The 21,977-nt window shown below is 73.7% G+C and carries 24 protein-coding genes; 15 read left to right on the top strand and 9 right to left on the bottom strand.

Annotated elements, in window-relative coordinates; genetic code table 11:
• Positions 1-23: 23 nt before the first annotated feature.
• Both RM555_RS20900 and RM555_RS20895 read right to left on the bottom strand, forming a co-directional pair.
• Positions 24-704, bottom strand: coding sequence for an ABC transporter ATP-binding protein (locus RM555_RS20900; RefSeq protein WP_311413322.1), 681 nt, complete (start codon positions 702-704; stop codon positions 24-26).
• Entirely contained in the window at positions 701-1,699 is a 999-nt protein-coding gene (locus tag RM555_RS20895) for an ABC transporter permease (protein ID WP_311413338.1), read from the bottom strand. The genes RM555_RS20900 and RM555_RS20895 overlap by 4 nt, the downstream gene beginning before the upstream one ends.
• Positions 1,700-1,951: 252 nt before the next feature.
• Between RM555_RS20895 and RM555_RS20890 the strand changes: the two genes are divergently transcribed.
• The 6 genes from RM555_RS20890 (at position 1,952) to RM555_RS20865 (ending at position 6,592) form a co-directional block, all read left to right on the top strand.
• A complete protein-coding gene (locus tag RM555_RS20890) occupies positions 1,952-3,154 on the top strand; it encodes a sensor histidine kinase (protein WP_311413321.1) in 1,203 nt (400 codons plus the stop codon).
• A complete protein-coding gene (locus RM555_RS20885; protein ID WP_151453187.1) occupies positions 3,151-3,783 on the top strand; it encodes a response regulator transcription factor in 633 nt (210 codons plus the stop codon). Before RM555_RS20890 ends, RM555_RS20885 begins: the two co-directional genes overlap by 4 nt.
• Before the next feature lie 61 nt (positions 3,784-3,844).
• Positions 3,845-4,363 (top strand): DUF2087 domain-containing protein, encoded by a 519-nt coding sequence (locus RM555_RS20880; RefSeq protein ID WP_311413320.1) that lies wholly within the window; start codon positions 3,845-3,847, stop codon positions 4,361-4,363.
• A gap of 69 nt (positions 4,364-4,432) precedes the next feature.
• Positions 4,433-4,918 (top strand): GNAT family N-acetyltransferase, encoded by a 486-nt coding sequence (locus tag RM555_RS20875; protein WP_311413319.1) that lies wholly within the window; start codon positions 4,433-4,435, stop codon positions 4,916-4,918.
• Positions 4,919-5,013: 95 nt separating this feature from the next.
• A complete protein-coding gene (locus tag RM555_RS20870; RefSeq protein WP_311413318.1) occupies positions 5,014-5,439 on the top strand; it encodes an Hsp20/alpha crystallin family protein in 426 nt (141 codons plus the stop codon).
• A gap of 154 nt (positions 5,440-5,593) precedes the next feature.
• On the top strand, positions 5,594-6,592 hold the full coding sequence (locus tag RM555_RS20865) for a tyrosine-type recombinase/integrase (protein ID WP_311413317.1): 999 nt from the start codon (positions 5,594-5,596) through the stop codon (positions 6,590-6,592).
• A gap of 81 nt (positions 6,593-6,673) precedes the next feature.
• Here RM555_RS20865 and RM555_RS20860 read toward each other — a convergent pair whose 3' ends face one another.
• Both RM555_RS20860 and RM555_RS20855 read right to left on the bottom strand, forming a co-directional pair.
• Positions 6,674-7,159, bottom strand: coding sequence for a cation:proton antiporter regulatory subunit (locus RM555_RS20860; protein WP_311413316.1), 486 nt, complete (start codon positions 7,157-7,159; stop codon positions 6,674-6,676).
• 34 nt (positions 7,160-7,193) lie between these two features.
• The gene (locus tag RM555_RS20855; protein ID WP_311413315.1) at positions 7,194-8,492 is read right to left on the bottom strand and encodes an ArsB/NhaD family transporter; all 1,299 of its coding nucleotides are present in this window, start codon (positions 8,490-8,492) and stop codon (positions 7,194-7,196) included.
• Between the two features lie 483 nt (positions 8,493-8,975).
• On the opposite strand from RM555_RS20855, the gene RM555_RS20850 reads away from it, so the two are divergent.
• The 3 genes from RM555_RS20850 (at position 8,976) to RM555_RS20840 (ending at position 11,153) form a co-directional block, all read left to right on the top strand.
• On the top strand, positions 8,976-9,932 hold the full coding sequence (locus tag RM555_RS20850) for a HAMP domain-containing sensor histidine kinase (protein ID WP_311413314.1): 957 nt from the start codon (positions 8,976-8,978) through the stop codon (positions 9,930-9,932).
• On the top strand, positions 9,929-10,576 hold the full coding sequence (locus RM555_RS20845) for a response regulator (protein ID WP_132237626.1): 648 nt from the start codon (positions 9,929-9,931) through the stop codon (positions 10,574-10,576). Before RM555_RS20850 ends, RM555_RS20845 begins: the two co-directional genes overlap by 4 nt.
• Before the next feature lie 118 nt (positions 10,577-10,694).
• Positions 10,695-11,153, top strand: a complete 459-nt coding sequence (locus RM555_RS20840; protein WP_132237628.1) for an Rv0361 family membrane protein — start codon at positions 10,695-10,697, stop codon at positions 11,151-11,153.
• Positions 11,154-11,157: 4 nt separating this feature from the next.
• Here RM555_RS20840 and RM555_RS20835 read toward each other — a convergent pair whose 3' ends face one another.
• The 3 genes from RM555_RS20835 to RM555_RS20825 all read right to left on the bottom strand — a co-directional run bounded on the left by RM555_RS20835 (position 11,158) and on the right by RM555_RS20825 (position 14,102).
• Positions 11,158-11,871, bottom strand: a complete 714-nt coding sequence (locus tag RM555_RS20835; RefSeq protein ID WP_311413313.1) for a thymidine kinase — start codon at positions 11,869-11,871, stop codon at positions 11,158-11,160.
• A gap of 62 nt (positions 11,872-11,933) precedes the next feature.
• Positions 11,934-13,322 (bottom strand): MFS transporter, encoded by a 1,389-nt coding sequence (locus RM555_RS20830; protein WP_311413312.1) that lies wholly within the window; start codon positions 13,320-13,322, stop codon positions 11,934-11,936.
• Positions 13,323-13,340: 18 nt separating this feature from the next.
• Entirely contained in the window at positions 13,341-14,102 is a 762-nt protein-coding gene (locus tag RM555_RS20825) for a glycerophosphodiester phosphodiesterase (protein ID WP_311413311.1), read from the bottom strand.
• 128 nt (positions 14,103-14,230) lie between these two features.
• Between RM555_RS20825 and RM555_RS20820 the strand changes: the two genes are divergently transcribed.
• The 3 genes from RM555_RS20820 to RM555_RS20810 are packed head-to-tail and all read left to right on the top strand — an operon-like array spanning position 14,231 to position 17,001.
• Entirely contained in the window at positions 14,231-14,920 is a 690-nt protein-coding gene (locus RM555_RS20820; protein ID WP_311413310.1) for a hypothetical protein, read from the top strand.
• Position 14,921: 1 nt separating this feature from the next.
• Positions 14,922-16,625 carry a hypothetical protein gene (locus RM555_RS20815; RefSeq protein WP_311413309.1) on the top strand — a complete coding sequence of 568 codons (1,704 nt, stop codon included), beginning with the start codon at positions 14,922-14,924 and terminating at the stop codon, positions 16,623-16,625.
• A gap of 19 nt (positions 16,626-16,644) precedes the next feature.
• Positions 16,645-17,001 (top strand): hypothetical protein, encoded by a 357-nt coding sequence (locus tag RM555_RS20810; RefSeq protein WP_311413308.1) that lies wholly within the window; start codon positions 16,645-16,647, stop codon positions 16,999-17,001.
• Between the two features lie 31 nt (positions 17,002-17,032).
• On the opposite strand, the gene RM555_RS20805 is transcribed toward RM555_RS20810, so the two are convergent.
• Positions 17,033-17,812 carry a lysophospholipid acyltransferase family protein gene (locus RM555_RS20805; RefSeq protein ID WP_311413307.1) on the bottom strand — a complete coding sequence of 260 codons (780 nt, stop codon included), beginning with the start codon at positions 17,810-17,812 and terminating at the stop codon, positions 17,033-17,035.
• A 189-nt stretch (positions 17,813-18,001) separates the two neighbouring features.
• Between RM555_RS20805 and RM555_RS20800 the strand changes: the two genes are divergently transcribed.
• The gene (locus RM555_RS20800) at positions 18,002-19,417 is read left to right on the top strand and encodes a cytochrome ubiquinol oxidase subunit I (protein ID WP_311413306.1); all 1,416 of its coding nucleotides are present in this window, start codon (positions 18,002-18,004) and stop codon (positions 19,415-19,417) included.
• Between the two features lie 16 nt (positions 19,418-19,433).
• Complete coding sequence (gene cydB, locus RM555_RS20795) at positions 19,434-20,432, top strand: cytochrome d ubiquinol oxidase subunit II (RefSeq protein ID WP_311413305.1); 999 nt, start codon at positions 19,434-19,436, stop codon at positions 20,430-20,432.
• A 78-nt stretch (positions 20,433-20,510) separates the two neighbouring features.
• On the opposite strand, the gene RM555_RS20790 is transcribed toward cydB, so the two are convergent.
• On the bottom strand, positions 20,511-21,113 hold the full coding sequence (locus RM555_RS20790) for a TetR/AcrR family transcriptional regulator (protein ID WP_311413304.1): 603 nt from the start codon (positions 21,111-21,113) through the stop codon (positions 20,511-20,513).
• 54 nt (positions 21,114-21,167) lie between these two features.
• Here RM555_RS20790 and RM555_RS20785 point away from each other — a divergent pair, with 54 nt between their 5' ends.
• Positions 21,168-21,932, top strand: a complete 765-nt coding sequence (locus RM555_RS20785; protein WP_311413303.1) for an SDR family oxidoreductase — start codon at positions 21,168-21,170, stop codon at positions 21,930-21,932.
• Positions 21,933-21,977: the final 45 nt, after the last annotated feature.

Here is a 21,977-nt window from a genome sequence, read left to right as displayed (position 1 = left end):
CGCCGGACCTGCGGAGCGGGCGCTCAGGCCGGGGTCGGCAGGTGCAGCCGGCCGTCGATCATCTCGGCGACCGCGTCGACACGGTGCAGGTGCTCCCGGTCGTGGGTGACCAGGACGGTGGCGGTGCCGCGCTGGCGGGTGAGGTCGGTGACCAGCTCGACGATCGCCGCGCCGCGCTCGTGGTCCAGCGCGCTGGTGGGTTCGTCGACCAGCAGCACCGCGGGATCGTTCATGAGGGCGCGGGCGATGTTGACCCGCTGGCGCTGCCCGCCGGAGAGCTGGTGCGGGCGACGGGCGGCCTGGCCGGTGAGCCCCACCGCCGCCAGCAGTTCGGCGGCGCGGGCGCGGCCGGCGCGGCGGGAACCGCCGGCGAGGTGGGCGATCACCTGCAACTGTTCGGCGGCGGTCAGCGAGGCGATGAGGTTGGGCTGCTGGAAGACGATTCCGATCTTCTCCCGCCGCAGCGCGGCCGTGCCCGCGCGGCCGAGCCCCGCGGTGTCGGTGCCGGCGACGAGCACCGTTCCCGAGTCGGGGGTGATCAGGGTGGCGGCCACCGCCAGCAGGCTCGACTTGCCGGAGCCGGAGGGGCCGATGACGGCGGTGGTGCTGCCCGCCGGCACGCACAGGCTGACCCGGTCGAGCGCGGTCAGCCGGGCGTCGCCGTCGGGGTAGGTCAGCGTGACGTCGGCGAGTGCGAGGCTCATCGGGCGCTCCCCAGGGCGATCAGCGGGTCGACGGAGGTGATGCGGCGGATGGACAGGGCACCGCCGGCCGCACCGAGCGCGATCGTCACGGCGGCCGGGAACAGCACCGATCCGGCGGTGAGCGCGAACGGCACCGTGCCGGCCGCCGCGGCGCCGAGCGCGACCGCGAGCGCGGTGCCGGCGGCGGTGCCGGCGAGCAGCAGCACCAGGGCCTGCCCGAGAGCGTCGCGCAGCAGGTGGCCGGTGGTGGCGCCGAGCGCCTTCAGCACGGCGACGTCGGGGGCGCGCTGGATGGTCCACACGGTGAAGAACGCGCCGACGACCAGGGCGGAGATCCCGAACAGCATCCCGCGCATCAGTTGCAGCGACCCGTTCTCGGCGGTGTAGGAGCCGATCGCGGACAGCGCCTGCGTGCGGGTGACCGTACGGGTGTGCAGGTGTCGGTCGGCGGCGGCCAGGTCGGCGTCGCGGGTGGTGCGCAGCGCCACGACCGTCGCGGTGTCGCCGTCGGCGCCGGGGGCCAGGGCCTGCCAGTCGTGCAGGTCGGTCCAGATCACCGGGGTGTGGCTGTGGGAGGCGTCGCCGGCCACCGCGTCGACGGTGAGGCGGTGTGTGCCGACGGACACGGTCTGTCCGGGCCGGGCGTGCAGCACGTCGGCCGCGCCCCGCGACAGCACGGCCCGTCCGGTGGCGGGGGTGGCGGGTGCCAGGCCCGAGCCGGGCGGGACGCCGAACACGGACAGCGCGGCGCTGCGCTCGCCCGCGTCGACGCGGGCGGTGGCGATTCCCAGCGGCGCGGCGGCGCTCACCCCCGGGATGTCCTGCCAGCGCAGCCACTGCTCGCGGCTGACGGTGGATTCGGTGAACGAGAGCTTCTGCCCGTCGGCCGGGGCGGAGAACACGAGGTGGTCGGCGGGCAGGTCGCTGATCGCCGAGGTGCTGCCGCGTCCCAGTCCGGCGGTCAGCCCGGACAGCAGGACCACCAGCAGCGTCATCAGCGTCACGACCGTTCCCATCAGGGCGAAGCGGCCCTTGGCGAACCGTAGATCTCTCCACGCGACGAACACGATCGCATCAGCCTTCCGGTAGGTGCCTGAAGCCGCGGTGGCGGCCCGGCACCAACCGTCGTCCGGATGGCGGCCGGTGCCATCGCGCCGCCGATCGGTTTCGGGGCGTCGCACTGCGTACGTCGGGATCAACCTTTTGGTTGATGGCGGCGGCCGTCGGCGTCCTAGCCTGGAGGCATCGTGAACGCGGAATCGCTCGCTCGTCCGCTGCGGGTGCTGCGCGTCTGCCTGCACCTGCTGGTCGGGCTCCTCCTCGCGGTGGCCGCCATGCGTGCCGTCACCGGGCCGGGCCCGCGGCGTGCCGCCGTGCTCGCCGCGGCCGTGGTGCTGGCCGTCGTCTACGCCGTCGGGGCGGCGCTGCCGCTGGTGCGCCGGCATCGACCTGCCGCGCTGGCCTGGCTGGCGGTGCTGACCGGCGGGTGGCTGGTGCTGCTGGCCCTGACCCCGGACGGGGTGTGGTTCGCGTTTCCGCTGTTCCTGCTGCATCTGCACCTGCTGCCCGTGCGCTGGGGGATCGTGGCGGTGGCGGCCACGACCGTGGCGGCGGTCGCCGGTGTGGCCGGCCACCAGGGGGCGCTCACGCCGGGCGCGGTGATCGGTCCCGCCATCGGCGCCGCGGTGTCGGTGGGCACGGTCCTCGGCTACCAGGCGCTGTACCGGGAGAGCGAGCGCCGCCGGCGGTTGATCGAGCAGCTGACCGCCACCCGCGCCGAACTGGCCGCCGCCGAGCACGCCGCCGGGGTCCTCGCCGAGCGGGAACGCCTGGCCCGCGAGATCCACGACACCCTCGCCCAGGGGTTGTCGAGCATCCAACTGCTGCTGCGTGCCGCCCAGCGTGGGTTCCCCGACCGGCTCGACGTGGCGGCGGGCCACGTCGAGCAGGCCCGCCGCACCGCGCAGGACAACCTCGTCGAGGCGCGCCGGTTCGTACGCGCCCTGACACCGCCGGGCCTCGACGGCGCTTCGCTGCCGGCGGCGCTGCGGCGGCTGTGCGACGCGACCGCCGCCGCGTCCGGGCTGACCGTACGCCTGCGGGTAGACGGGACGGCGGTGCGCCTGCCGACCCGCCACGAGGTGGCGCTGCTGCGGATCGCGCAGTCCGCGTTGGCCAACACCGTGCGCCATGCCGGGGCGAGGCGCGTCGACGTGACGCTGCGGTACGGCGCGCGCGACGTCGTCCTCGACGTGGTCGACGACGGGTGTGGCTTCGACGTGGGCGCGGCCGGCGACCGGCCGGACGGCGACGGCGGGTTCGGGCTGGCCGCCATGCGGGCCCGGGCCGAGGAGTTGGGCGGCAACCTGATCGTGGAGTCGGCGCCCGGGTGCGGCGCCCGGCTGGCCGTCGGCTTCGCGCGCCCGGGCACCGAGGAGGCGGGCGCGTGAGCGGTCCGATCCGCCTGTTGCTGGCCGACGACCATCCGGTCGTACGGGCCGGGCTGCGCGCCGTCCTGGCCACCGAGCCGGACTTCGAGGTGGTCGCCGAGGCCGCGACCGCGCAGCGGGCCGTCGCGCTCGCCGAGGGGGAGCGGGTCGACGTGGTGCTCATGGATCTGCGCTTCGGCGCGGGGATGGACGGCGCCGAGGCGACCGCCGCCATCACCGCCCGCCCCGGCGGTCCCGCCGTGCTGGTGCTGACCACCTACGACACCGATGCCGACATCCTCGCCGCCGTGGAGGCCGGTGCGATCGGTTACCTGCTCAAGGACGCCCCGCCCGAGGAACTCGCGGCGGCCGTGCGCGCCGCCGCCGCCGGCCGTTCCGCCCTCGCCCCGGCCGTCGCCCGTCGCCTCATGGGTCGGGTGCGTGCCCCGGGCACCGCGTTGAGCCGCCGCGAGACAGAGGTCCTGCAGCTCGTCGCCGACGGCCTGTCCAACCAGCAGATCAGCCGGCGGCTGCACCTGAGCCAGGCCACGGTCAAGACGCACCTGGTGCACGTCTACGGCAAGCTCGACGTCGACTCGCGTACCGCCGCCGTCGCCGTCGCCCGGGCCCGGGGGCTGATCCGTCGGTGACCGGGCCGCGCGGGCGGAATTGACGTGCGGTGCGCGTACGCCTGCTGGCAGGGTGGCCGGCATGACAGCGCAGGCTCTGGCGGGGGCACTCGCCGACGACGTACGGCGGCAGGTCTTCGCGGCGATCGTGCTGGGCGGCGCCGACGCCCCGGCAGTGGCCGACCGGACGGGCCTGTCGGCGCGGCAGGTGCTCACCGCGATCCGCCGGCTCGTCGACGCGGGCCTGGTGGCCGGCGGAGACGGTGACCTGCGGGTCGACGCCGAGCGGCTGCGGGAGGCGGCCCGTACGCCGGTGGCGCCCCGGCCGGCCGGCGACGCCACGGACCGCGTGCTGCGCACCTTCGTGCGCGACGACAGGCTGACCGGCCTGCCGGCGCAGCGCGGCCGGCGGCGGGTGGTGCTGGTGCACGTGGCGAAGTCCTTCGAGCCGGGGGTGCGCTATCCGGAGCGGGCGGTCGACGAGGTGTTGCGGCGCTGGTGCGAGGGCGGCGGCTCCGACCACGTGGCGCTGCGCCGGTACCTGGTCGACGAGCAGTTGCTGGCCCGGGAGCAGGGCGTCTACTGGCGCGTCGGCGACTGACCGCGGCGTCGGGCCCACCCTCGTCGCGGCCGGCGGATATCCCGTTGACCCGAGGGCGAGGATCGACGGGTGAGCGCGACAGACTGGACGACGGTGCCGGCCCGTCCCGACCGGCCCGAGGCGACGACCCTGCTCGAGGAGTACTTCGCGGAGATGATCCGCCGCTACCACGCTCGCCCGGTCCGGCCGGGTGAGGTCGCGGCGGCGATGGCCGAGGACCCGAGCGACGACCTGGCCGCACCCACCGGGATCCTCCTGCTCGCGTACCGCGACGCTCGTCCGGCCGGCTGCGCCGGGTTGCGGTACCGGCCGGGCTGGGCGGAGCTGACCCGGGTGTACGTACGCCCCGCGCACCGCGGCCACGGCGGCGGAGCGGCCCTGCTCGCCGCCGTGGCGCAGCGGGCCCGGGCAGCCGGCGCCGACCGGATCCGGCTGGACACCCGCAGCGACCTGGTGGAGGCCCGCGCCCTGTACGCCCGGCACGGCTACCGGGAGATCCCGGCGTACAACGACGGCCCCTACGCCCAGCACTGGTTCGAGAAGGTCCTGAGTTGACGACGCGGCCGGAACGCGCTAAATAAAGAACAGGAAGTTGAGTCCCATCGACTCAACTCAAGGACCTTCGGCCAGGAGAACCGAGGAGGCAGGCCATGTTGATGCGCACCGACCCGTTCCGTGAGATCGACCGGATCACCGAGCAGTTCTTCGGCACCGCCGCGCGCCCCGCGGTCATGCCCCTGGACGCCTACCGCGACGGCGACTGGTTCTACGCGGCGTTCGACCTGCCGGGCGTCGACCCGGACAGCATCGACTGCACCGTCGAGCGCAACGTGCTGACCGTGCGCGCCGAGCGCCGCCGGCCCGCCGGCGAGAACGTCGAGCTCGTCGCCGCCGAACGCCCGATGGGCACCTTCACCCGGCGGCTCTTCCTCGGCGACACCCTCGACACCGACAAGCTCGAGGCCGGCTACGACAACGGCGTGCTGACCCTGCGGATCCCCGTCGCGGAGCGGGCCAAGCCCCGCCGGGTCACCGTCACGGCCACCGCCAACGGCCGCAAGGAGATCAACGCCTGATCCCGGCGGGTGGGGGCGGGACGGCCGGTGCGCCGCCCGCCCCTCGCTCCTTCTCGCCACCGGCCGCCCCCGCCATCGCCACCGGGCGGCCCGGCACGATCGCGTAGGGCGCGCCTCCTCCCGTTCTCGACCCGAAGCTGAGAACCTTTTTCACATGCTCTCCCCGAACGCTCCGGCGCGGCCAAGCCGGCCCACCCCGCTGGCCCTGCCCGGGGGGCCCGTCGACTTCACCGAGGCGTGGCTGCGCAACCGGCGGCTGTCCGAGCACACCCGCGACGCGTACCGGCGGGACGTCGCCGGCTGGCTCGCGTGGTGCGTTGCCCGCGAACTGGACCCGTTGCAGGCGAACTTCCTGCACGTCAACGAGTACGGCCGGACCCTGGAGGCCACACTCGGCGCGCGCACCGGCAAGCCGCTGACCCCCGCCACCGTCGCCCGCCGGCTCTCCGCCCTGTCCAGCTGGTACGACTTCCTGGTCAAGCTGCGCGCGGTCGAGGCCAACCCGGTCGCCGGCGCCGACCGACCCCGCATCGACCGGGACCACTCCGCGACCGTCGGGCTCACCCCCGAGGAGGTCGACGCGCTGCTCGCCGCCGCCGAGGCCGACACCGGGCCGACCGCCGCCCGCAACCGGGCCGCGATCGCGTTGCTGGCCGACCTCGGCCTGCGCGTGGGGGAGCTGGTCTCACTCGACCTGGCCGACCTCGGCGCCGAACGGGGCCACCGCAGCGTGCGGTTCGTCGGCAAGGGCGGCAGGTCCCGCCGCCGCGCCCTGACCCCCGGCACCGCGTATGCCGTCGACGCGTACCTGGCCCAGCGGGCCGCCGCCCAGGGCGTGGCGGTGCACGAGCTGACCGGCCCGCTGCTGGTCACCGCCAGCGGGGCCAGGCTGGACCGGCACGCGATGTTCCGGCTGGTGCGCCGGCTGGCCCGCACGGCCGGCATCCCGGCCTGGGCGAGGCTGTCGCCGCACTCGTTGCGGCACGCGTTCGCCACGACCGCCCGCGCCGAGGGCGTGCCCCTGGAGGACGTGCAGGACGCGATGGGCCACGCCGATCCGCGCACCACCCGCCGCTACGACCGGGACCGGCACAACCTCGACCGCGATCCCGCGTACGCCATCTGGGCGGCCCGGGCCCGCCGCCGCGGCTGAGGTGCCGGTGGCCGGTGGATGCCGCGCGTGGGTGGCATCCACCGCCCGGTGCTCGCGGCCCGCAGGTCCGTGTGGAGCGGCCTACGGGTCCGTGTGGATCAGCGCCCGGCTCAGCGCCTCGATGCTCTGCTGGCCGCCGGCGACGATCAGGACGTCGCCGTGGGCGAGGACGTGCCCCAGCCCCGGTGCGGTGACCGTCCGCCCGTCGCGGACGACGGCGACGACGCTCACCCCGTGGATGCGCGCGACGGCCTCGGCCAGGGTCCGGCCGTCGTAGGGCGACGCGGCCGTCACCGGCAGTTCGACGACGCTGATCGCCTCCCGGTGGCGTTCCAGGTGCGTGACGTGGTCGATGGTGGCGATGGGGTGCAGCAGCTCGGCCACCTCCTGCGCCTCGGTCGGGCTCAGGGCCACGGACCGTTCCACCGTGTCCGGGTCGCCGGGGGCGTAGACGACGACGTCCCGCCGGCCGCCGCGATGGCAGACGACCCCGATCACCTGCCCTTCCCCGGTGTGCAGGGTGTAGCCGACCCCGATGCCGGGCAGCGGCATGCGTTCTATCTGCATCATTGCCTCCTGTCGTGTTGCACAGCGGACTGGTCTACGCCGCGAAGTAGCGCAGCCACACGTACACCCAGGCGATCACCGTGGTCATGATCGTGGTGACGATGCCGTACCGGGTGAACTGCCAGAAGCTGATCGGCTCCTTGGCGCGGGCGGCGATGCCCAGCACGACGATGTTGGCGCTGGCCGCCACGGCCGTGCCGTTCCCGCTCAGGTCGGCGCCCAGGGCGAAGGACCACCACAACGCCTGCCCGGTACCCGGGTCCGGGGCCCCCGCGACGAGGCCCTCCACGATCGGCGCCATGGTCGCCGCGTAGGGGATGTTGTCGAAGAACGCGCCGAGCACCGCCGAGCCGAAGACCAGGCCCGTCGCCGCCGCGAAGTAGTTGTCGCCGACGGCGTCGCTGGCCCGTTCGCCGATCCAGCTGATCACTCCGGTCTCGGTCAGGCCGGCGACCATCACGAACAGACCGGTGAAGAACACCAGCGTCGGCCATTCGACCTCGCCCAGATAGGCCGACTTGTCCGTCCCGGACACCAGGACCATCAGCCCGGCGCCGAGCAGCGCGACGACGGCCACGTCGATGTGGATCACCGTGTGGAGCGTGAACGCGAGGATCACCAGGCCGAGCACGACCAGGCAGCGGATCAGCAACCGCGGGTCGGTGATGGCGGCGCGGGCGTCCATGTCGCGTACCGCCTCGAACTGCTCGGGGCGGTGCACGAACGCCCGGCGGAACATGACCCGCGCCAGCACCAGGAACGCGAGGAACATCAGCACCGTGACCGGGGCCATGTGCCAGAGGAAGTCGTTGAAGCTCAGCCCCGCCCGGCTGCCGATGATGATGTTGGGTGGGTCGCCGATCAGGGTGGCCGCGCCGCCGATGTTGGCGGCGAGCACCTCGGCGATCAGGAACGGCGCGGCGGGCATGCCCAGCCGGCGGCAGACGGAGATGGTGATCGGGGCGACCAGCATGACCGTGGTGACGTTGTCCAGGACCGGCGAGGCGATACCGGTGATCGCGACGAGCAGCACCATCAGCCGGTACGGCCGCCCCTGCGAGCGCTGGGCGGCCCAGATCGCCATGAACTCGAACACGCCGGTCTGCTTGATCACCCCGACGATGATCATCATGCCGAGGAGCAGGAAGATGACGTCCCAGTCGATGCCAGCGTGGTGCGCGTAGAACACGTCCGAGCCGGGCACCAGCCCGAGCGCGGCCATCAGGCCCGCGGCGCCCAGCACCACCGCGACCCGGTTGATCTTCTCGGTGGCGATGAAGACGAAGGCGACCGTGAAGATGACGATCGCGGCGAGGGCGGGCCACGCGCTCACGGGCACCCGCCCGGCGGACCGTGCTCCACCCCGACGCGCCGCTGCGCGCAGGTGACCGTCTCAACTTCCGGTGGCGCGGGTGCGGTCACCATCGGATGACGGTTCACAGGGTCCTCCCGGGTTCGGCGCGGCGCGGCGGGGAACGCCCGCACGGGCGGCGACAGAGGGAGCCGCGCACGAGGGATCGGAGCCCGGAGCGGCTCCCGGCCCCGGGCTCGCGTTCATGGTCATCGGTCCGCTGCGGGTCGACATCGGGGCTGACACCCATTTGCCGCCGGCCCGGTGCCCGGCCCGTCGGCGGCCCGGCCGACCTGCGGCGATAATGGGTGCCGGCACGCATTTACAGCACGCGCCCCGGCCGACAGGCTGGCCATGACGAGAGTGATCACCGCCGCGGCGCGTGCCGGCCCGTCGCGTCACGAAGCGCGGACGAGCGCCGGAGTCGCAGGACGTCGGAACCGGAGCGGGAGGGGAGGTGCCGTCGTGTCGCTGTTCTGGCGGATCTTCCTGCTCAACGCCGCCGTGCTCGTCGCCGCCACGCTGCTGCTGCTCGGCCCGGTCACGGTGTCCACCCCCGTGCTGCTCACCGAGGCCCTCGTGCTGACCGTGGGCCTCGCCGCGATGCTGGTCGCCAACGCCGCGCTGCTGCGCGTCGGCCTCGCGCCGCTGCACCGGCTGACCCGGGCCATGACCACCATCGACCTGCTGCAGCCCGAGCCCCGCCCGGTCCCAGCCGGGCAGGCCGGCATCGCGGACCTGATCCGCGCCTTCAACGCCATGATCGACCGGCTGGAGGCGGAGCGGGCCACCAGCGCGGCCAGCGCCCTGTCCGCCCAGGAGGCCGAGCGCCGGCGCGTCGCCCAGGAACTGCACGACGAGGTCGGCCAGACCCTGACCGCGGTCCTGCTCGAACTCAAGCAGGTCGCCCGGCACGCGCCCGAGCCGGTCCGCGCCCAACTCGCCCAGGTGCAGGAGACCACCCGCGACAGCCTCGACGAGATCCGCCGCATCGCGCGCCGGCTGCGCCCCGGCGTACTGGAGGAGCTCGGCCTGACCAGCGCCCTCAAGGCGCTCGTCACGGAGGTCACCGGGCACACGGACCTGTCCGTGCGCCAGCACCTCGACGCCGACCTGCCCGCCCTCGACGGCGAGGCCGAGCTGGTGATCTACCGGGTGGCGCAGGAGGCCCTCACCAACACCGTCCGGCACGCGCGGGCCGCCACCGTCGAGCTGTCGCTGACCCGTCGACCGGGCCACGTGCAGCTGCGGATCCGCGACGACGGCCGGGGCATCGGCGACGCTGCCGAGGGCGCCGGCGTACGCGGCATGCGGGAGCGGGCCCTGCTCATCGGCGCCCAGCTCAGCGTGGGGCCCGGCCCGGGCGGCGGCACCGAGGTGCGGCTGCGGGTGCCCGTCGGCGACCGGGAGGGCCGGCCGTGACCACCCGCATCCTGCTCGCCGACGACCACGCCCTCGTCCGCCGTGGCGTGCGCCTCATCCTCGACAGCGAACCGGACCTGACCGTCGTGGCGGAGGCCGGCGACGGCGCGGAGGCCATCGCCCTGGCCCAGACCGAGCGCCCCGACCTGGCCATCCTCGACATCGCCATGCCGCGGCTGACCGGCCTCCAGGCGGCCCGGGAGCTGTCCCGGCAGCAGCCGGGCCTGCGCATCCTCATCCTGACCATGTACGACAACGAGCAGTACTTCTTCGAGGCCCTCAAGGTCGGCGCCAACGGCTACGTGCTCAAGTCCGTCGCCGACCGCGACCTGGTGGAGGCCTGCCGCGCCGCCGTACGTGACGAACCGTTCCTCTATCCCGGTGCCATCAACGCCCTCATCCGCACCTACCTGGAACGCAGCGCGCGGGGCGAGAGCGTGCCGGCCAGGGCCATCACCGAACGCGAGGAGGAGATCCTCAAGCTCGTCGCCGAGGGCCACTCCTCCAAGGAGATCGCCCGCCTGCTGTTCATCAGCGTCAAGACCGTCGAGCGGCACCGGGCCAACCTGCTGCAGAAGCTCGGCCTCCGCGACCGGCTGGAACTGACCCGCTACGCCATCCGGGCCGGGCTCATCGAGCCGTGACCGCGCGCGGCCCGGCCGGGCTCGGCGCCGGCGGCGACCGTGATCCGGCCGGCCGGTACGGGGGGCGACAGGGCCGACTTTCCTGCGGGCGGGCCCACCGGTTCTCTACGGTCGACGGGTGGGCGCTGAGCAGCCGTGGAGCCGGCCGGCCCGTCGGAGCCGCCCGGTGCGTACCGGGTTGGTGTTCGCGGGCGTGACCGTGCTGCTGTGCTGCATCGGGGTCGCCGGGCTGGGCGCCTGGAACGTGCAGGTGGTCACGCAGGCCAGCGGCCCGGTGCGGGAGACCGCGGACGGGTTCCTGCGGTCGGTGGCGGCGGGCGACACCGACGGCGCGTACGACCGGCTCTGCGCCGACGCGCGCAGCCGGTGGAGCCCGATCGGGTTCACGAGCTGGCTGCGCACCCCGCCGCTGGTCAACGGCTACGAGATCGTCGACGTGTCGGTGGCGACCCGGGGCGGCAGCCCACGCGGCACGGTGGCGGTGCGGCTGACCCGCGACAGCGGCCTCACCGAGGAGCGGAAGCTGTCGGTGGTGCGCGAGGACGGCGACTGGCGGGTGTGCGGCGACCCGTACTGACGCCTCAGCGGCGGGGGCCGAGCTCGCCCGCGCGGTAGTGCCGGCGGCAGAGCACCTGGTAGCGCACCTCGGCGCTGTCCACGGTGTCCCCGATGACCACCTGCAGGCCCTCGCGGACCACCCGGCCGTCGACGACCCGGGCGTTGAGCAGCCCTTCCCGGCCGCACCAGCAGAGCACCTCGACCTGGATGCGGGCCACCTCGTCGGCCAGTTCGAACAGCCGCTGCGCGGCCGGGAACAGGCACGAGCGGAAGTCGGTGGCCAGCCCGAACGCGTACACGTCGACGTCGTAGCTGTCGACCAGCTCCGCCATCTGCTCGATGTGCTCCAGGTTGTAGAACGACGCCTCGTCGCAGATCAGGTAGTCGACGCGGACGCCCTCGGCCCACGTGTCGCGTACCAGGGTCCGCAGGTCCAGCTCGTCGGTGACCTCGACGGCCTCGTGCGCCAGGCCGATGCGCGTGGTGACCTGCGGGCCGAGCGAGCGGTCGATGCGGGTGGTGACGAGGCCGCGGCGGCCCTGCCGGGAGTGGTTGTAGTTCATCTGCAACGCCATCGTGGACTTGCCGCAGTCCATCGGCCCCCAGAAGAACTTCAACGCCGCCGCGTGCAGCGGACGCCCGTCCACGCCCCGCGCCGCGGCGCACCCGGCGGGGGAGTCGTCGGGGCCCAGCGGTGGGCGCGCCAGGCAGGTCGGGGCGGTGGCGTGGACGGTCACGGTCGGGCAGCCTAGCCGATCGACGCCCGCTGATCCGGCCGGTGCGGACGGGCCCGCGTTCCTCAGAGCACCCGGGGCGGGGTGTTGCCGGCGGCGACGATCGCCCGGCGGATCGGCACGGCCAGCAGCAGCAGGAACCCGACGACGAAGAAGATCAGCAGGGAGACCAGGCCCACCCGGTAGGAGTTGGTGAGCTGGAACACGATGCCGAAGGCCAGCGGGCCGAGCCAGCTGGTGCCCTTGTCGCTGATCTCGTAGAAGCCGTAGTACTCGCCCTCCTTGCCGGCGGGGATGAGCTGGCTGAACAGCGACCGGCTCAGGGCCTGGCTGCCGCCGAGCACCAGGCCGATGGCGGCGCCGAGGATCATGAACGGCACCGGCGCCTCGGCGGGCAGCCGGAACGCGCCGAGGATCACCCCGGTCCACAGCACCAGGCTGATCAGCACGGTCTTCCAGGCGCCGATGCGCTTGGCGAGGGCGCCGAGCAGCAGCGCGCCGCCGAAGGCGAGGAACTGCACCAGCAGGATGGTGACGATCAGGGTGCTCTGCCCGAGCTTCAGCTCCTCGGTGCCGTACTGGCTGGCCAGGGCTATGACGGTCTGGATGCCGTCGTTGTAGACCAGGAAAGCCAGCAGGAAGAACAGCGTCAGCGGGTACGCCTTGATCTCGCGCAGGGTGCGGCCGAGCTGCCGGAACCCGTCGGTGACCGGGTTGCCGCCGGCCCGCGCGGCGGCCGTGGGGTGCTCGCGCAGCCAGCGCAGCGGGATCAGGGTGAACACCGCCCACCACACGCCGGCGGACACGATCGACCAGCGGGCCAGGTCGAGGGTGCGCTGGTGGTTGCCCTCCTCGCCGAGCAGGCTGACCGCGACGAGGTTGAGCGCCAGCAGCAGGCCGCCGCCCAGGTAGCCCAGCGCCCAGCCGCGGCTGGAGATGCCGTCGCGGTCGTCGGGGCCGCCGAGCTGCGGCAGGAACGAGTTGTAGACCACGACACCGGCGCCGAAGGCGATGTTGGCGACCATGAACAGCGCCCCGCCGAGCAGGTACCGGTCGCCGGTGACGAAGAGCATGCCGACGGTCGCGCCGGCGCCGATGAAGGCGGCGGCGGCGAGCAGCCGCTTCTTGTGCGCCGAGCGGTCGGCGATCGCCCCGACGATCGGCAGCGCGAACACGGTGAGGAACACCGACAACGACACCAGGTACGGGAAGTACGAGCCGGCGGCGACCTTGATGCCCAGCGGGTACACGTAGCCGCCGCAGGTGTCGGCGCCGAGTTCGCAGCCGGCGGCGAGTTTGGTGACGGTGGTCAGGAACGGGCCGAGGAAGACGGTGATGACGGTGGTGGAGAAGGCGGACATCGCCCAGTCGTAGAAGTACCAGCCGCTGCGTTCGCGGCGGGTGCTCGCCGGGGCGGGGGTGTCGTCCACGGCGGGGGTGACGGTCTCGGCCATCGGGGTCCTTCGAACGGTTCAGGCGGCCCAGTGGCCGCGGCTGTGATACACGTCGCGCAGCACGCCGACGTGATCGGTCATGATGCCATCCACTCCGAGGTCGAGTAACTCGTGCATCTCGGCAGGTTCGTCGATCGTCCAGACATGCACGTGCAGTCCGAGTCGGTGGGCGTGTCGCAGGAACCGGCGGTCCACCACGGGCACCCGCCCGTAGCGCACCGGCACCTGCGCGGCGACCACCGACGGGGGCAGCCGCAGCGCCCGCCCGGTCAGCGACGCCATCCGCAGCCGGGCCACCCCGCGCATGCCGAGGCTGCTGGCGACGCGTCCCTGCGTGAGGGCGCGCAGCCGGGCCAGTCGGGCGTCGCTGAACGAGGCCAGTAGCACCCGGTCGCCGGCCCCGACGCGCGCGACGGTGGCCACGGTCGGCTCGACGCCGCCGTCGGCCTTGACGTCGATGTTGAACCGCACCTGCGGCCAGGCGTCGAGGACCTCGTCGAGGCGGGGGACCACGGCGGCGCCGCCGACGCGTACCGAGGCCAGGTCGGTCCAGCGCAGGTCGGCGATGCGCCCCGGCTCGCCCGTGACCCGGGCCAGCGTGGCGTCGTGGAAGACCACCGCGACGCCGTCGGCGGTGCCGTGCACGTCGGTCTCGACGTACCGGTAGCCGAGCCCGATCGCCCGGGCGAACGCCGCGGCGGTGTTCTCGTCGCCCTCGGCGGCGCCGCCCCGGTGGGCGAAGGCCAGCGGTGCGGGGCCGTCGAGGTAGGCGTGGGTCACGCGGGGAGTATGCCCGGCCCCGTCGGCCGCCGGGTGGCCGCCCGGTTGCCACCGCGTCGACGCGCGGCTGGCGGATGTCGGACAGTGACGACGGTGTCGCGCTGCGGTGCGGTGAAGATGTCCGGGTGATGCCATGGACGCCTGCGCCCCGGTCGGGAGTGGCCGGGGAGCCGCCGGCGCCCGCGCCCGCGGTGGCGGCCCGGGCGTTGGACCCGCTGCCGGCCCGCATCGTGCTGCCGCCGCCGGAGCGCCCGCACCGGCGCGTCCCGCCGGAGGTCCGGCCGCTGCTCTGGCTGGTCCTGCTGGTCGGTAACCCGTGGGCCGCCCGGCTGATCATCGAGTGGCGCTACCGACTGCCGCGGGGCGACGGACCGGCGGGGCTGGTGGGGGCGCTGGGCGAGGCGATCCTGGCGGGGCTGGGCTGGCCGAGGTGGGACGTGCGGCCGCTGCGGGCCGACCATGTCGCCTGGTGGCTGGCGGAGAACGCCCGCACCGTGCTGTTCGTCGTGATCGCGGTGGCGTTGCTGCGTCGGCTGGCCACCCCGGCGCTCGCGCCGCGGCGTACGCACCGGGTGCTCGGGGTGATCGGCGCGAGCGTGACGGCGGCGGTGCTCGCGGCGGCGGGCGGCGTGACGATGCACGTCCTCACCGACAGCGGCATGCTGCGCGGCGCGGATCTGACCTCGACGGTGCGCGGCGCGATCTCCGGGGCGCTGTACTGCGGCTTCGTCGTGGGTGTCCTGCTGGCCTGGGCGGCGGTGCGCGGACCGGGGCCGCGCCGTGAGGGATTCCCGGCGACCCGGCACGGAGGTGGCTGACATGGTGGTACGGCAGCACAGCGGCCCGCGCGACGAGGCGCCGTCGGCACGCTCGCACCCGGACGCCGGCAGCGAGGCCACCCGCTACCTGTGCGCGGCCGCCCACACCGACGACGCGTTCACCGAGCGGGTGCTGGCCGAGGTGTTCGACGACGACCTGCGCGCGGTCGCCCCGTCGGTGGGCTTCGACCTGGGCACGGTGCTGCGGCACTGCCTGTCCGCCCGCCGGCGGCGTCGTCTGCGTGACGTCGGGCTGCTGGTCGCCGGTGGCCTGGCGGTACTGCTCGCCCCGCTGGCGACGGTGCTGGTCGGGGTCACGATGGCGGTGGGCAGCTCACTGGCCCCGCTGCGGCCCGGCCGCAACGGCCCGGTGGGCCCGTTGCTGTCGATGATCGCGATCGCGACGGTCTCGCTCGTGCTGGTCTTCCAGCTCGGCGCGGCCACGCCGGGCGACGACCCGGCGGGCCTGCCCGGTTGGTTCGTCGGCCGGCCGTGGCTGGCGTTGCCGGCCGGCCTGGTCGCCTACCTGGTGCTCGTGGGGCACCTGCTGGGCACCCGGCGGCTGCTGGTTACCCGGTTGCGCCGGGCCCGGTTCCGGCCCGGGCCGCCCGACGTGGCGTCGCTGCCGGCGCGTGACGCCGAGCGGCTGGCCGCCGTCGACCGCGCCCAGGGCGGCAACGTGACGGTCTACGGCGGCTACACCCCGTTCGTCGGGCACGGCACGCCGGTGGCGGGGTGGTCGTTCGCCCTGCCGATCCTGGCGGACGCCCACGGGCCGGCCGGGACCGCCCTCACGGGCGACGTGTCCGCCCCCGCGCCGTTCACCGTCGTGGAGCTCATCGACCACGTGCGGGCCCGGCTGGCGGCGATCCGGCTGGACCAGGCCGGCGATCCCAGCCCGGAGCGGCTCGCGGGGCTGCTGCTCGAGGACCGGGTGTTCGTCTGCGGCGACCGGCTCACCGGCGACGCGCGGCTGCTGCCGCACCGGGAGCGGATGCCGCGCCAGCGGTGGTCCGACGACGAGGTACGCGAGGTCGCCGGCCGCCCGCAGGGCGCGGCGCGGCACTACCTGTGCGCCCTGGTGCCGTCCTGGGGCGGGGAGGTCGTCGCCTCCACGTTCCTGCACTTCTCGACCGACGGCCAGGTGCTCTATCTGGAGTGCGCCCGCACCGTGCTGGAGCCGCCGCGGCAGGGGTACCACGACGTGGACCGGCTGACCGAGTGGCTGCCGGTGAGTCAGCTCGCGCAGGTGCTGGCCGCCGGCACCGAGCGGTTGCTGCCCACCGCGCTGGGTGCACCGCTGCGGCTGCTGCGGGACCTGGTGCGCGGCGCCGCGCGTGGGCGGCGTCAGGCGCGGCTGCGGCAACTGGCCCGCGAGGACCTGGGCTACGACTACGGTGCCCGGGTCGGCGTGCGGGAGGTCGCCTCCGGCGCCGAATACCACAACTACTTCCAGGTGCTCGACGCCGCCAAGCACCTGAAGGTCGTCGAGCGGCACGTGCTGGCCGCCATCATGGACTTCCTGGACGCCCGTGGGGTGGACACGGCCGAGTTCCGTAACCGGCAGACGACGATCCTCAACCAGGGTGTCATCCAGACCGGCGGCCTGAGTGTGGTCGGCAACCAGGCGGTGGGCCAGGGCGCCCGGGCCGAGCAGCAGGCCGAGGGGGCGCCGCCGCGCGGCCGTCGGCCGCGTGACGACTGAATAGAAGGGGAGGACGGGCATGCCCGAGGCGACCAACTACGGCATCCAGCAGTCCGGCGGGGTGAGCCAGGTGGGCAACCAGGCGGTGGGTTCGGGCGCGTACGCCAGCGGCGGCAGCCTGTGGGCGGCCGCGCCCCCCGGTGTCGACGCCACGGCGCTGGTCCGGCAGCTGCTCGAGGTGCTCGACCGGCACCGGGGCGAGCTGTCGGAGCCGGCCCGGGTGACGGCCGCGCAGTTGCGCGCGGAGCTGACCCGCCCGGACGCCGAACCGGGCCGGGTCACCGGGTTGTTGCAGCGGCTGGCGGTGGTGGCGGCTCCGGTGACGCCGGTCGCGACGGCGGTCGGCGAGCTGCTGCGGCTGGCGCAGGCGCTCTGACGGCGCGCACGGGCGGCGGCGGCCCGGCGGGTCAGCCGGGCGAGCGGTGCCGGCGGTGCGCGCGGCTGGTGTCGGTCGGGCGACCGGGGTCGACGTGGCGGGGGCGCTCCGGTTCGTCGGGGCGCAGCGGCACGAGGGCGTCGGTGATGGCGTCGATGATCCGGTCGGTGGCCTGCCGGGCGGCGCCGGGCGCGCCGTGGGCGAGGTCGGTCAGGTCGACGGGCTCGCCGAAGTGCACGCGCAGCACCGGGCGGCGCCACACCGCGCGGGCGACCCCGCGCAGCAGCCCCTTCGGGGCGCGGTAGGGCACCAACTCGTGGGAGCCCCACTGGGCGACCGGGATGACCGGCGCCCCGCAGGCCAGGGCGAGGCGGGCGGTGCCGGTCTTGCCGCGTTCGGGCCACAAGCCGGGGTCGAGGCCGATGCGGCCCTCGGGGTAGACCAGGATCACCGAGCCGCCGGAGACCGCCGCGGCGGCGTCGTCGAGGGCGCGGCCGACGGCGGCGGTGCCCCGGTCGACCCGCAGGTGCCCGGCGCGGCGCATCGCGGCGCCGATGACGGGGGTGCGGAACAGCCCGCCGGTGGCCATGATCCGGGGGGCGACGCCCCGGGTGCGGCAGGCGGCGGCGAGCACGACGGGGTCGCACGGGCTGATGTGGTTGGCGGCCAGGATCAGCGGGCCCCGGCGCAGCGCCTCGGGCACGTCGCCGCTGACCTCCAGGCGGGCCAGGAGCGCGACGACGACGCGGGCGAGCAGCTGCGCGGCACGCCAGATCAGCGGTGGCTGCCAGGTCGGGCGGGTGGTGTCCATCAGCGCGCATGGTCGCACGCGCGGGCCACCCCGCGTGGCGCGGGGCGCGGACAGTCGGGGCCGTCCGGCAGAGGGTGATCAGGGTCATTGGTCCCGGGTCGCTTCGGGACCCCCGCCCCTGCCGATTCTTCTACGACGAGCAGTAGTATTTACTACGTCTCGTAGTATGCACAGCCTGGGGGGTTACTGGTGGACGCGTTGGACGTCGCCCGCTGGCAGTTCGGTGTCACCACCGTCTACCACTTTCTCTTCGTGCCGCTGACCATCGGCCTGTCCGTGCTGGTGGCGATCCTCCAGACGATGTGGCACCGCACCGGCGACGAGAAGTACCTGAAGCTCACCAAGTTCTACGGCAAGCTCTTCCTGATCAACTTCGCGATGGGCGTGGTGACCGGCATCGTGCAGGAGTTCCAGTTCGGCATGAACTGGAGCGACTACTCCCGCTTCGTCGGCGACATCTTCGGCGCCCCCCTGGCGATCGAGGCCCTGGTCGCGTTCTTCCTGGAGTCGACCTTCATCGGCTTGTGGATCTTCGGCTGGGACCGCCTGCCCAAGCGGCTGCACCTGGCCGCCATCTGGGCCGCCGCGATCGGCAGCAACCTCAGCGCGTACTTCATCCTCGCGGCGAACTCGTTCATGCAGAACCCGGTCGGCTACCGGATCAACCCCGACACCGGCCGCGCCGAACTCACCGACTTCGTGGCCGTGCTGACCAACAAGGTCGCCATGATCACCTTCCCGCACACCATCGCCGGCGCGTTCCTGGTGGCCGGCTCCCTGCTGGTCGCCGTCGCCATGTGGCACCTCGTACGCAACCGCGACTCCGCCGACACCCCCGCCTACCGCTTCGCCGCGAAGTTCGGCTCCTGGGTCACCCTGGTCTCCGCCGCCGCCGTCGCCATCACCGGCGACATCCAAGGCAAGATCATGACCCAGGTGCAGCCGATGAAGATGGCCGCCGCCGAGGGCCTCTACACCACCGAGAGCCCCGCCTCGTTCTCCGTACTCACCGTCGGCAGCCTCGACGGCAGCCGCGAACTGTTCGCCCTCAAGATCCCGCACCTGCTGTCCTGGCTGGGCACCGGCGACCCCAACGGCACCGTGCAGGGCATCAACGACCTGCAGGCCCAGTACGCCGCCCAGTACGGCGCCGGCAGCTACACCCCGATCATCCCGGTCACCTACTGGAGCTTCCGCTTCATGATCGGCTTCGGGATGGCCGCCGCCGCCATCGCCCTGCTGGTGCTCTGGAGCCAACGCAAGGGCCGCACCCCCACCAGCAAGTGGCTGCTGCGCGCCGGCCTGGTCATGCCCCTGCTGCCCCTCGCCGCGAACTCCTTCGGCTGGATCTTCACCGAGATGGGCCGCCAGCCGTGGATCGTCTTCGGCGAGATGCTCACCCGCGACGGCGTCTCCCGCAGCGTCTCGCTCACCGAGGTGCTCACCTCCTTCACCGCCTTCACCCTCATCTACGCCACCCTCGCCGTCGTCGAGGTCAAGCTGCTGCTGCGCTACGCCAAGGCCGGCGTACCCGACCTGACCCCCGATCCCGAGATCGACGACACCCACGACGACGCCGAGCGCCCGCTCGCGTTCGCCTACTGATCACCGGAGACACACCGTGGAACTCACCACCATCTGGTTCCTGCTCGTCGCGGTCCTGTTCACCGGGTACTTCATCCTCGAGGGCTTCGACTTCGGCGTCGGCATGCTGCTGCCCGTACTCGGCCGCGACGACCGGGAACGCCGCGTTCTGATCAACACCATCGGCCCCGTCTGGGACGGCAACGAGGTCTGGCTCATCACCGCCGGCGGCGCCATGTTCGCCGCGTTCCCCGAGTGGTACGCCACCCTGTTCTCCGGCTTCTACCTGCCGCTGCTGCTGATCCTGCTCGCCCTGATCATCCGCGGCGTCGCCTTCGAGTACCGCCACAAGCGCCCCGAGGCGTCCTGGAAACGCCGCTGGGACACCGCCATCTTCGTCGGCTCGGTGGTGCCGGCGATCCTGTGGGGCGTGGCGTTCGCCAACATCCTGCGCGGCGTGCCGCTCGACGCCGACCACGAGTACGTCGGCGGCCTGCTCGACCTGCTCAACCCGTACGCCCTGCTCGGCGGCGCGACCACCGCGGCGCTGTTCCTCACCCACGGCGCCGTGTTCATCGCCCTGAAGACCGTCGGCGAGGTCCGCGAGCGCGCCGCCGCCCTCGCGGTACGCGTGGGCCTGGCCGCCGCCGTGCTCGCGGTGGCGTTCCTGACCTGGACGCTGAACATCCGCTCCAGCACCGCCGCCGTCGTCTTCGCCGTCGGCGCGGCCCTCGCCCTGCTCGGTGGTCTCGCCGCCGCCCGCGCCCGCCGGGAGGGCTGGGCGTTCACCGGCACCGCCGTGGCCATCGCGTTGGCCGTGGCGACGCTCTTCGCGGCGCTCTTCCCGAACGTGCTGCCCTCCACGCTCGACGCGGCGGGAACGCTGACCGCCACCAACGCCGCCTCCACCCCCTACACCCTGAAGATCATGACCTGGGTGGCGGTGGTGTTCACCCCCATCGTGCTGGCCTACCAGGGCTGGACGTACTGGGTGTTCCGCAAGCGCATCGGGGTGGCCCACATCCCGCGGCACTGACCCCCACGGCGGGTGGCGGTGAGGTCCCGCCGCCACCCGCGCCGGCCGCGGGGTCGACGCGATTCTCCTTCCGCGTCGTCACTCCTGCCGGAGCGTGATGTCGCCGAAGGCCGCCGCGAACGCCTTCGCGATCAGGTCGGGCAGATCGGTACGCCCGTCGTCCTCCGCCCACCGCACCAGCGCGGTGTGCATGGCGGCCAGGCAGGCGCTGGCCGCCGCCGTGGCGTGGAAGGCCGTCTCCGGATCGGCGGCCTCGTCCCCGAGGCCGTCGACGATGGCTTGTTGAAGCACGTAGTGGTTGTCCAGGTGTCGGGCGCGCAGGGCGGGCGTCGAGATCATCAGCCGCAGGCGGGCCAGCAGGAGCCGGTCGTCGCCGGCGGTCAGCGTCCGCGCCGAGTCGACGAGCGCGCCGCCGATGCGGCGCACCAGGGGCTGCCCGGCCGGCGTCGCGGCGATCCGTTCGGCGACCAGCGGACCGTTCTGGTCGACCAGCACGAGGTCCTCCTTCGTCGGGAAGTGCCGGTACACCGTCATCGCAGACACGCCCGCGGCCGCTGCGACGTCGTTCACGGTCGTGCCGTCGTACCCGCGCTCGACGAACAACCGCACCGCGTGCGCCTGGATCACGCGCTGCGTCTCGGCCCGTCGTTGCTCCCGCAGTGTCGAGTGTCGCTCCCTCATGTGGTAGACACTATCGCACTGGTAGTCACTAACAAGTTGGGAGTACCTAACATCATGGGTGATCTGGTCGGCAGGACAGCCCTGGTGACCGGCGCGTCGCGCGGCATAGGCCAGGCGATCGCGATCCGGCTGGCAGCGCGGGGAGCGGTCGTCATCGCGCACTTCGGCACGGACCGGGACGGCGCGACGGCGACGGTCGACCAGATCGTGCGCGATGGTGGAACGGCGTACGCCGTCGGCGCGGAACTGGGCGTGGACGCAGACGTCGAGACGCTGTTCGCGGGCGTCGAGGCCAGCCTGGCCGGGCGAGCACTCGACATCCTCGTCAACAACGCGGCGGCGCCACCCGCAGGCCCGCTCGGCGCCACGACACGAGCAGCCTTCGACCATCTGTTCGCGGTCAACGTACGGGCGCCGTACTTCATCATCGAGCGCGCGTTGCCCCTGCTTGCCGACGGCGGCCGGATCATCACGATCTCGTCCGCGGCGACCCGGATGGCCAACGCCACCCAGACGTCGTTCGCCATGACCAAGGGCGCGGTCGAGACGATGACCCTGACATTGGCCAACCAGCTCGGCGCCAGGGGAATCACGGTGAACGCGGTCGCGCCCGGCGCCACCCGGACCGCGACCAACGGGCCGGTCTTCGAGACACCGGGCCTGGCCGAGCTGATCACCGCGATGACGGCACTCGACCGGCTCGGCGAGCCCGGCGACGTCGCCGACGTGGTCGCGTTCCTCGCCTCCGACGCCGCACGCTGGGTCACCGGGCAGGTCATCGACGCCAGTGGCGGCCTGTTCCTGGGCCCGCGCCCCTGACCACCCCAAGGCGCCCGCCAGGCCGACCTCGCCCCGCGCACCGCC

The organism is Micromonospora reichwaldensis (assembly GCF_031845925.1).
GTDB lineage: Bacteria > Actinomycetota > Actinomycetes > Mycobacteriales > Micromonosporaceae > Micromonospora > Micromonospora reichwaldensis.
The sequence above is the reverse complement of the archived record's forward strand: the minus strand, read 5'-3'. Positions and strand labels throughout refer to the sequence as shown.

What these genes read in the sequence shown, in the direction of transcription:
- RM555_RS20900 (WP_311413322.1), bottom strand. Translation starts at nt 704, where the DNA reads ATGAGCCTCGCACTCGCCGACGTCACGCTGACCTACCCCGACGGCGAC.
- RM555_RS20895 (WP_311413338.1), bottom strand. Translation starts at nt 1,699, where the DNA reads ATGACGCTGCTGGTGGTCCTGCTGTCCGGGCTGACCGCCGGACTGGGA.
- RM555_RS20880 (WP_311413320.1), top strand. Translation starts at nt 3,845, where the DNA reads ATGACAGCGCAGGCTCTGGCGGGGGCACTCGCCGACGACGTACGGCGG.
- RM555_RS20870 (WP_311413318.1), top strand. Translation starts at nt 5,014, where the DNA reads ATGTTGATGCGCACCGACCCGTTCCGTGAGATCGACCGGATCACCGAG.
- RM555_RS20865 (WP_311413317.1), top strand. Translation starts at nt 5,594, where the DNA reads ATGCTCTCCCCGAACGCTCCGGCGCGGCCAAGCCGGCCCACCCCGCTG.
- RM555_RS20860 (WP_311413316.1), bottom strand. Translation starts at nt 7,159, where the DNA reads ATGCAGATAGAACGCATGCCGCTGCCCGGCATCGGGGTCGGCTACACC.
- RM555_RS20830 (WP_311413312.1), bottom strand. Translation starts at nt 13,322, where the DNA reads ATGGCCGAGACCGTCACCCCCGCCGTGGACGACACCCCCGCCCCGGCG.
- RM555_RS20820 (WP_311413310.1), top strand. Translation starts at nt 14,231, where the DNA reads ATGCCATGGACGCCTGCGCCCCGGTCGGGAGTGGCCGGGGAGCCGCCG.
- RM555_RS20815 (WP_311413309.1), top strand. Translation starts at nt 14,922, where the DNA reads ATGGTGGTACGGCAGCACAGCGGCCCGCGCGACGAGGCGCCGTCGGCA.
- RM555_RS20810 (WP_311413308.1), top strand. Translation starts at nt 16,645, where the DNA reads ATGCCCGAGGCGACCAACTACGGCATCCAGCAGTCCGGCGGGGTGAGC.
- RM555_RS20805 (WP_311413307.1), bottom strand. Translation starts at nt 17,812, where the DNA reads ATGGACACCACCCGCCCGACCTGGCAGCCACCGCTGATCTGGCGTGCC.
- RM555_RS20790 (WP_311413304.1), bottom strand. Translation starts at nt 21,113, where the DNA reads ATGAGGGAGCGACACTCGACACTGCGGGAGCAACGACGGGCCGAGACG.
- RM555_RS20785 (WP_311413303.1), top strand. Translation starts at nt 21,168, where the DNA reads ATGGGTGATCTGGTCGGCAGGACAGCCCTGGTGACCGGCGCGTCGCGC.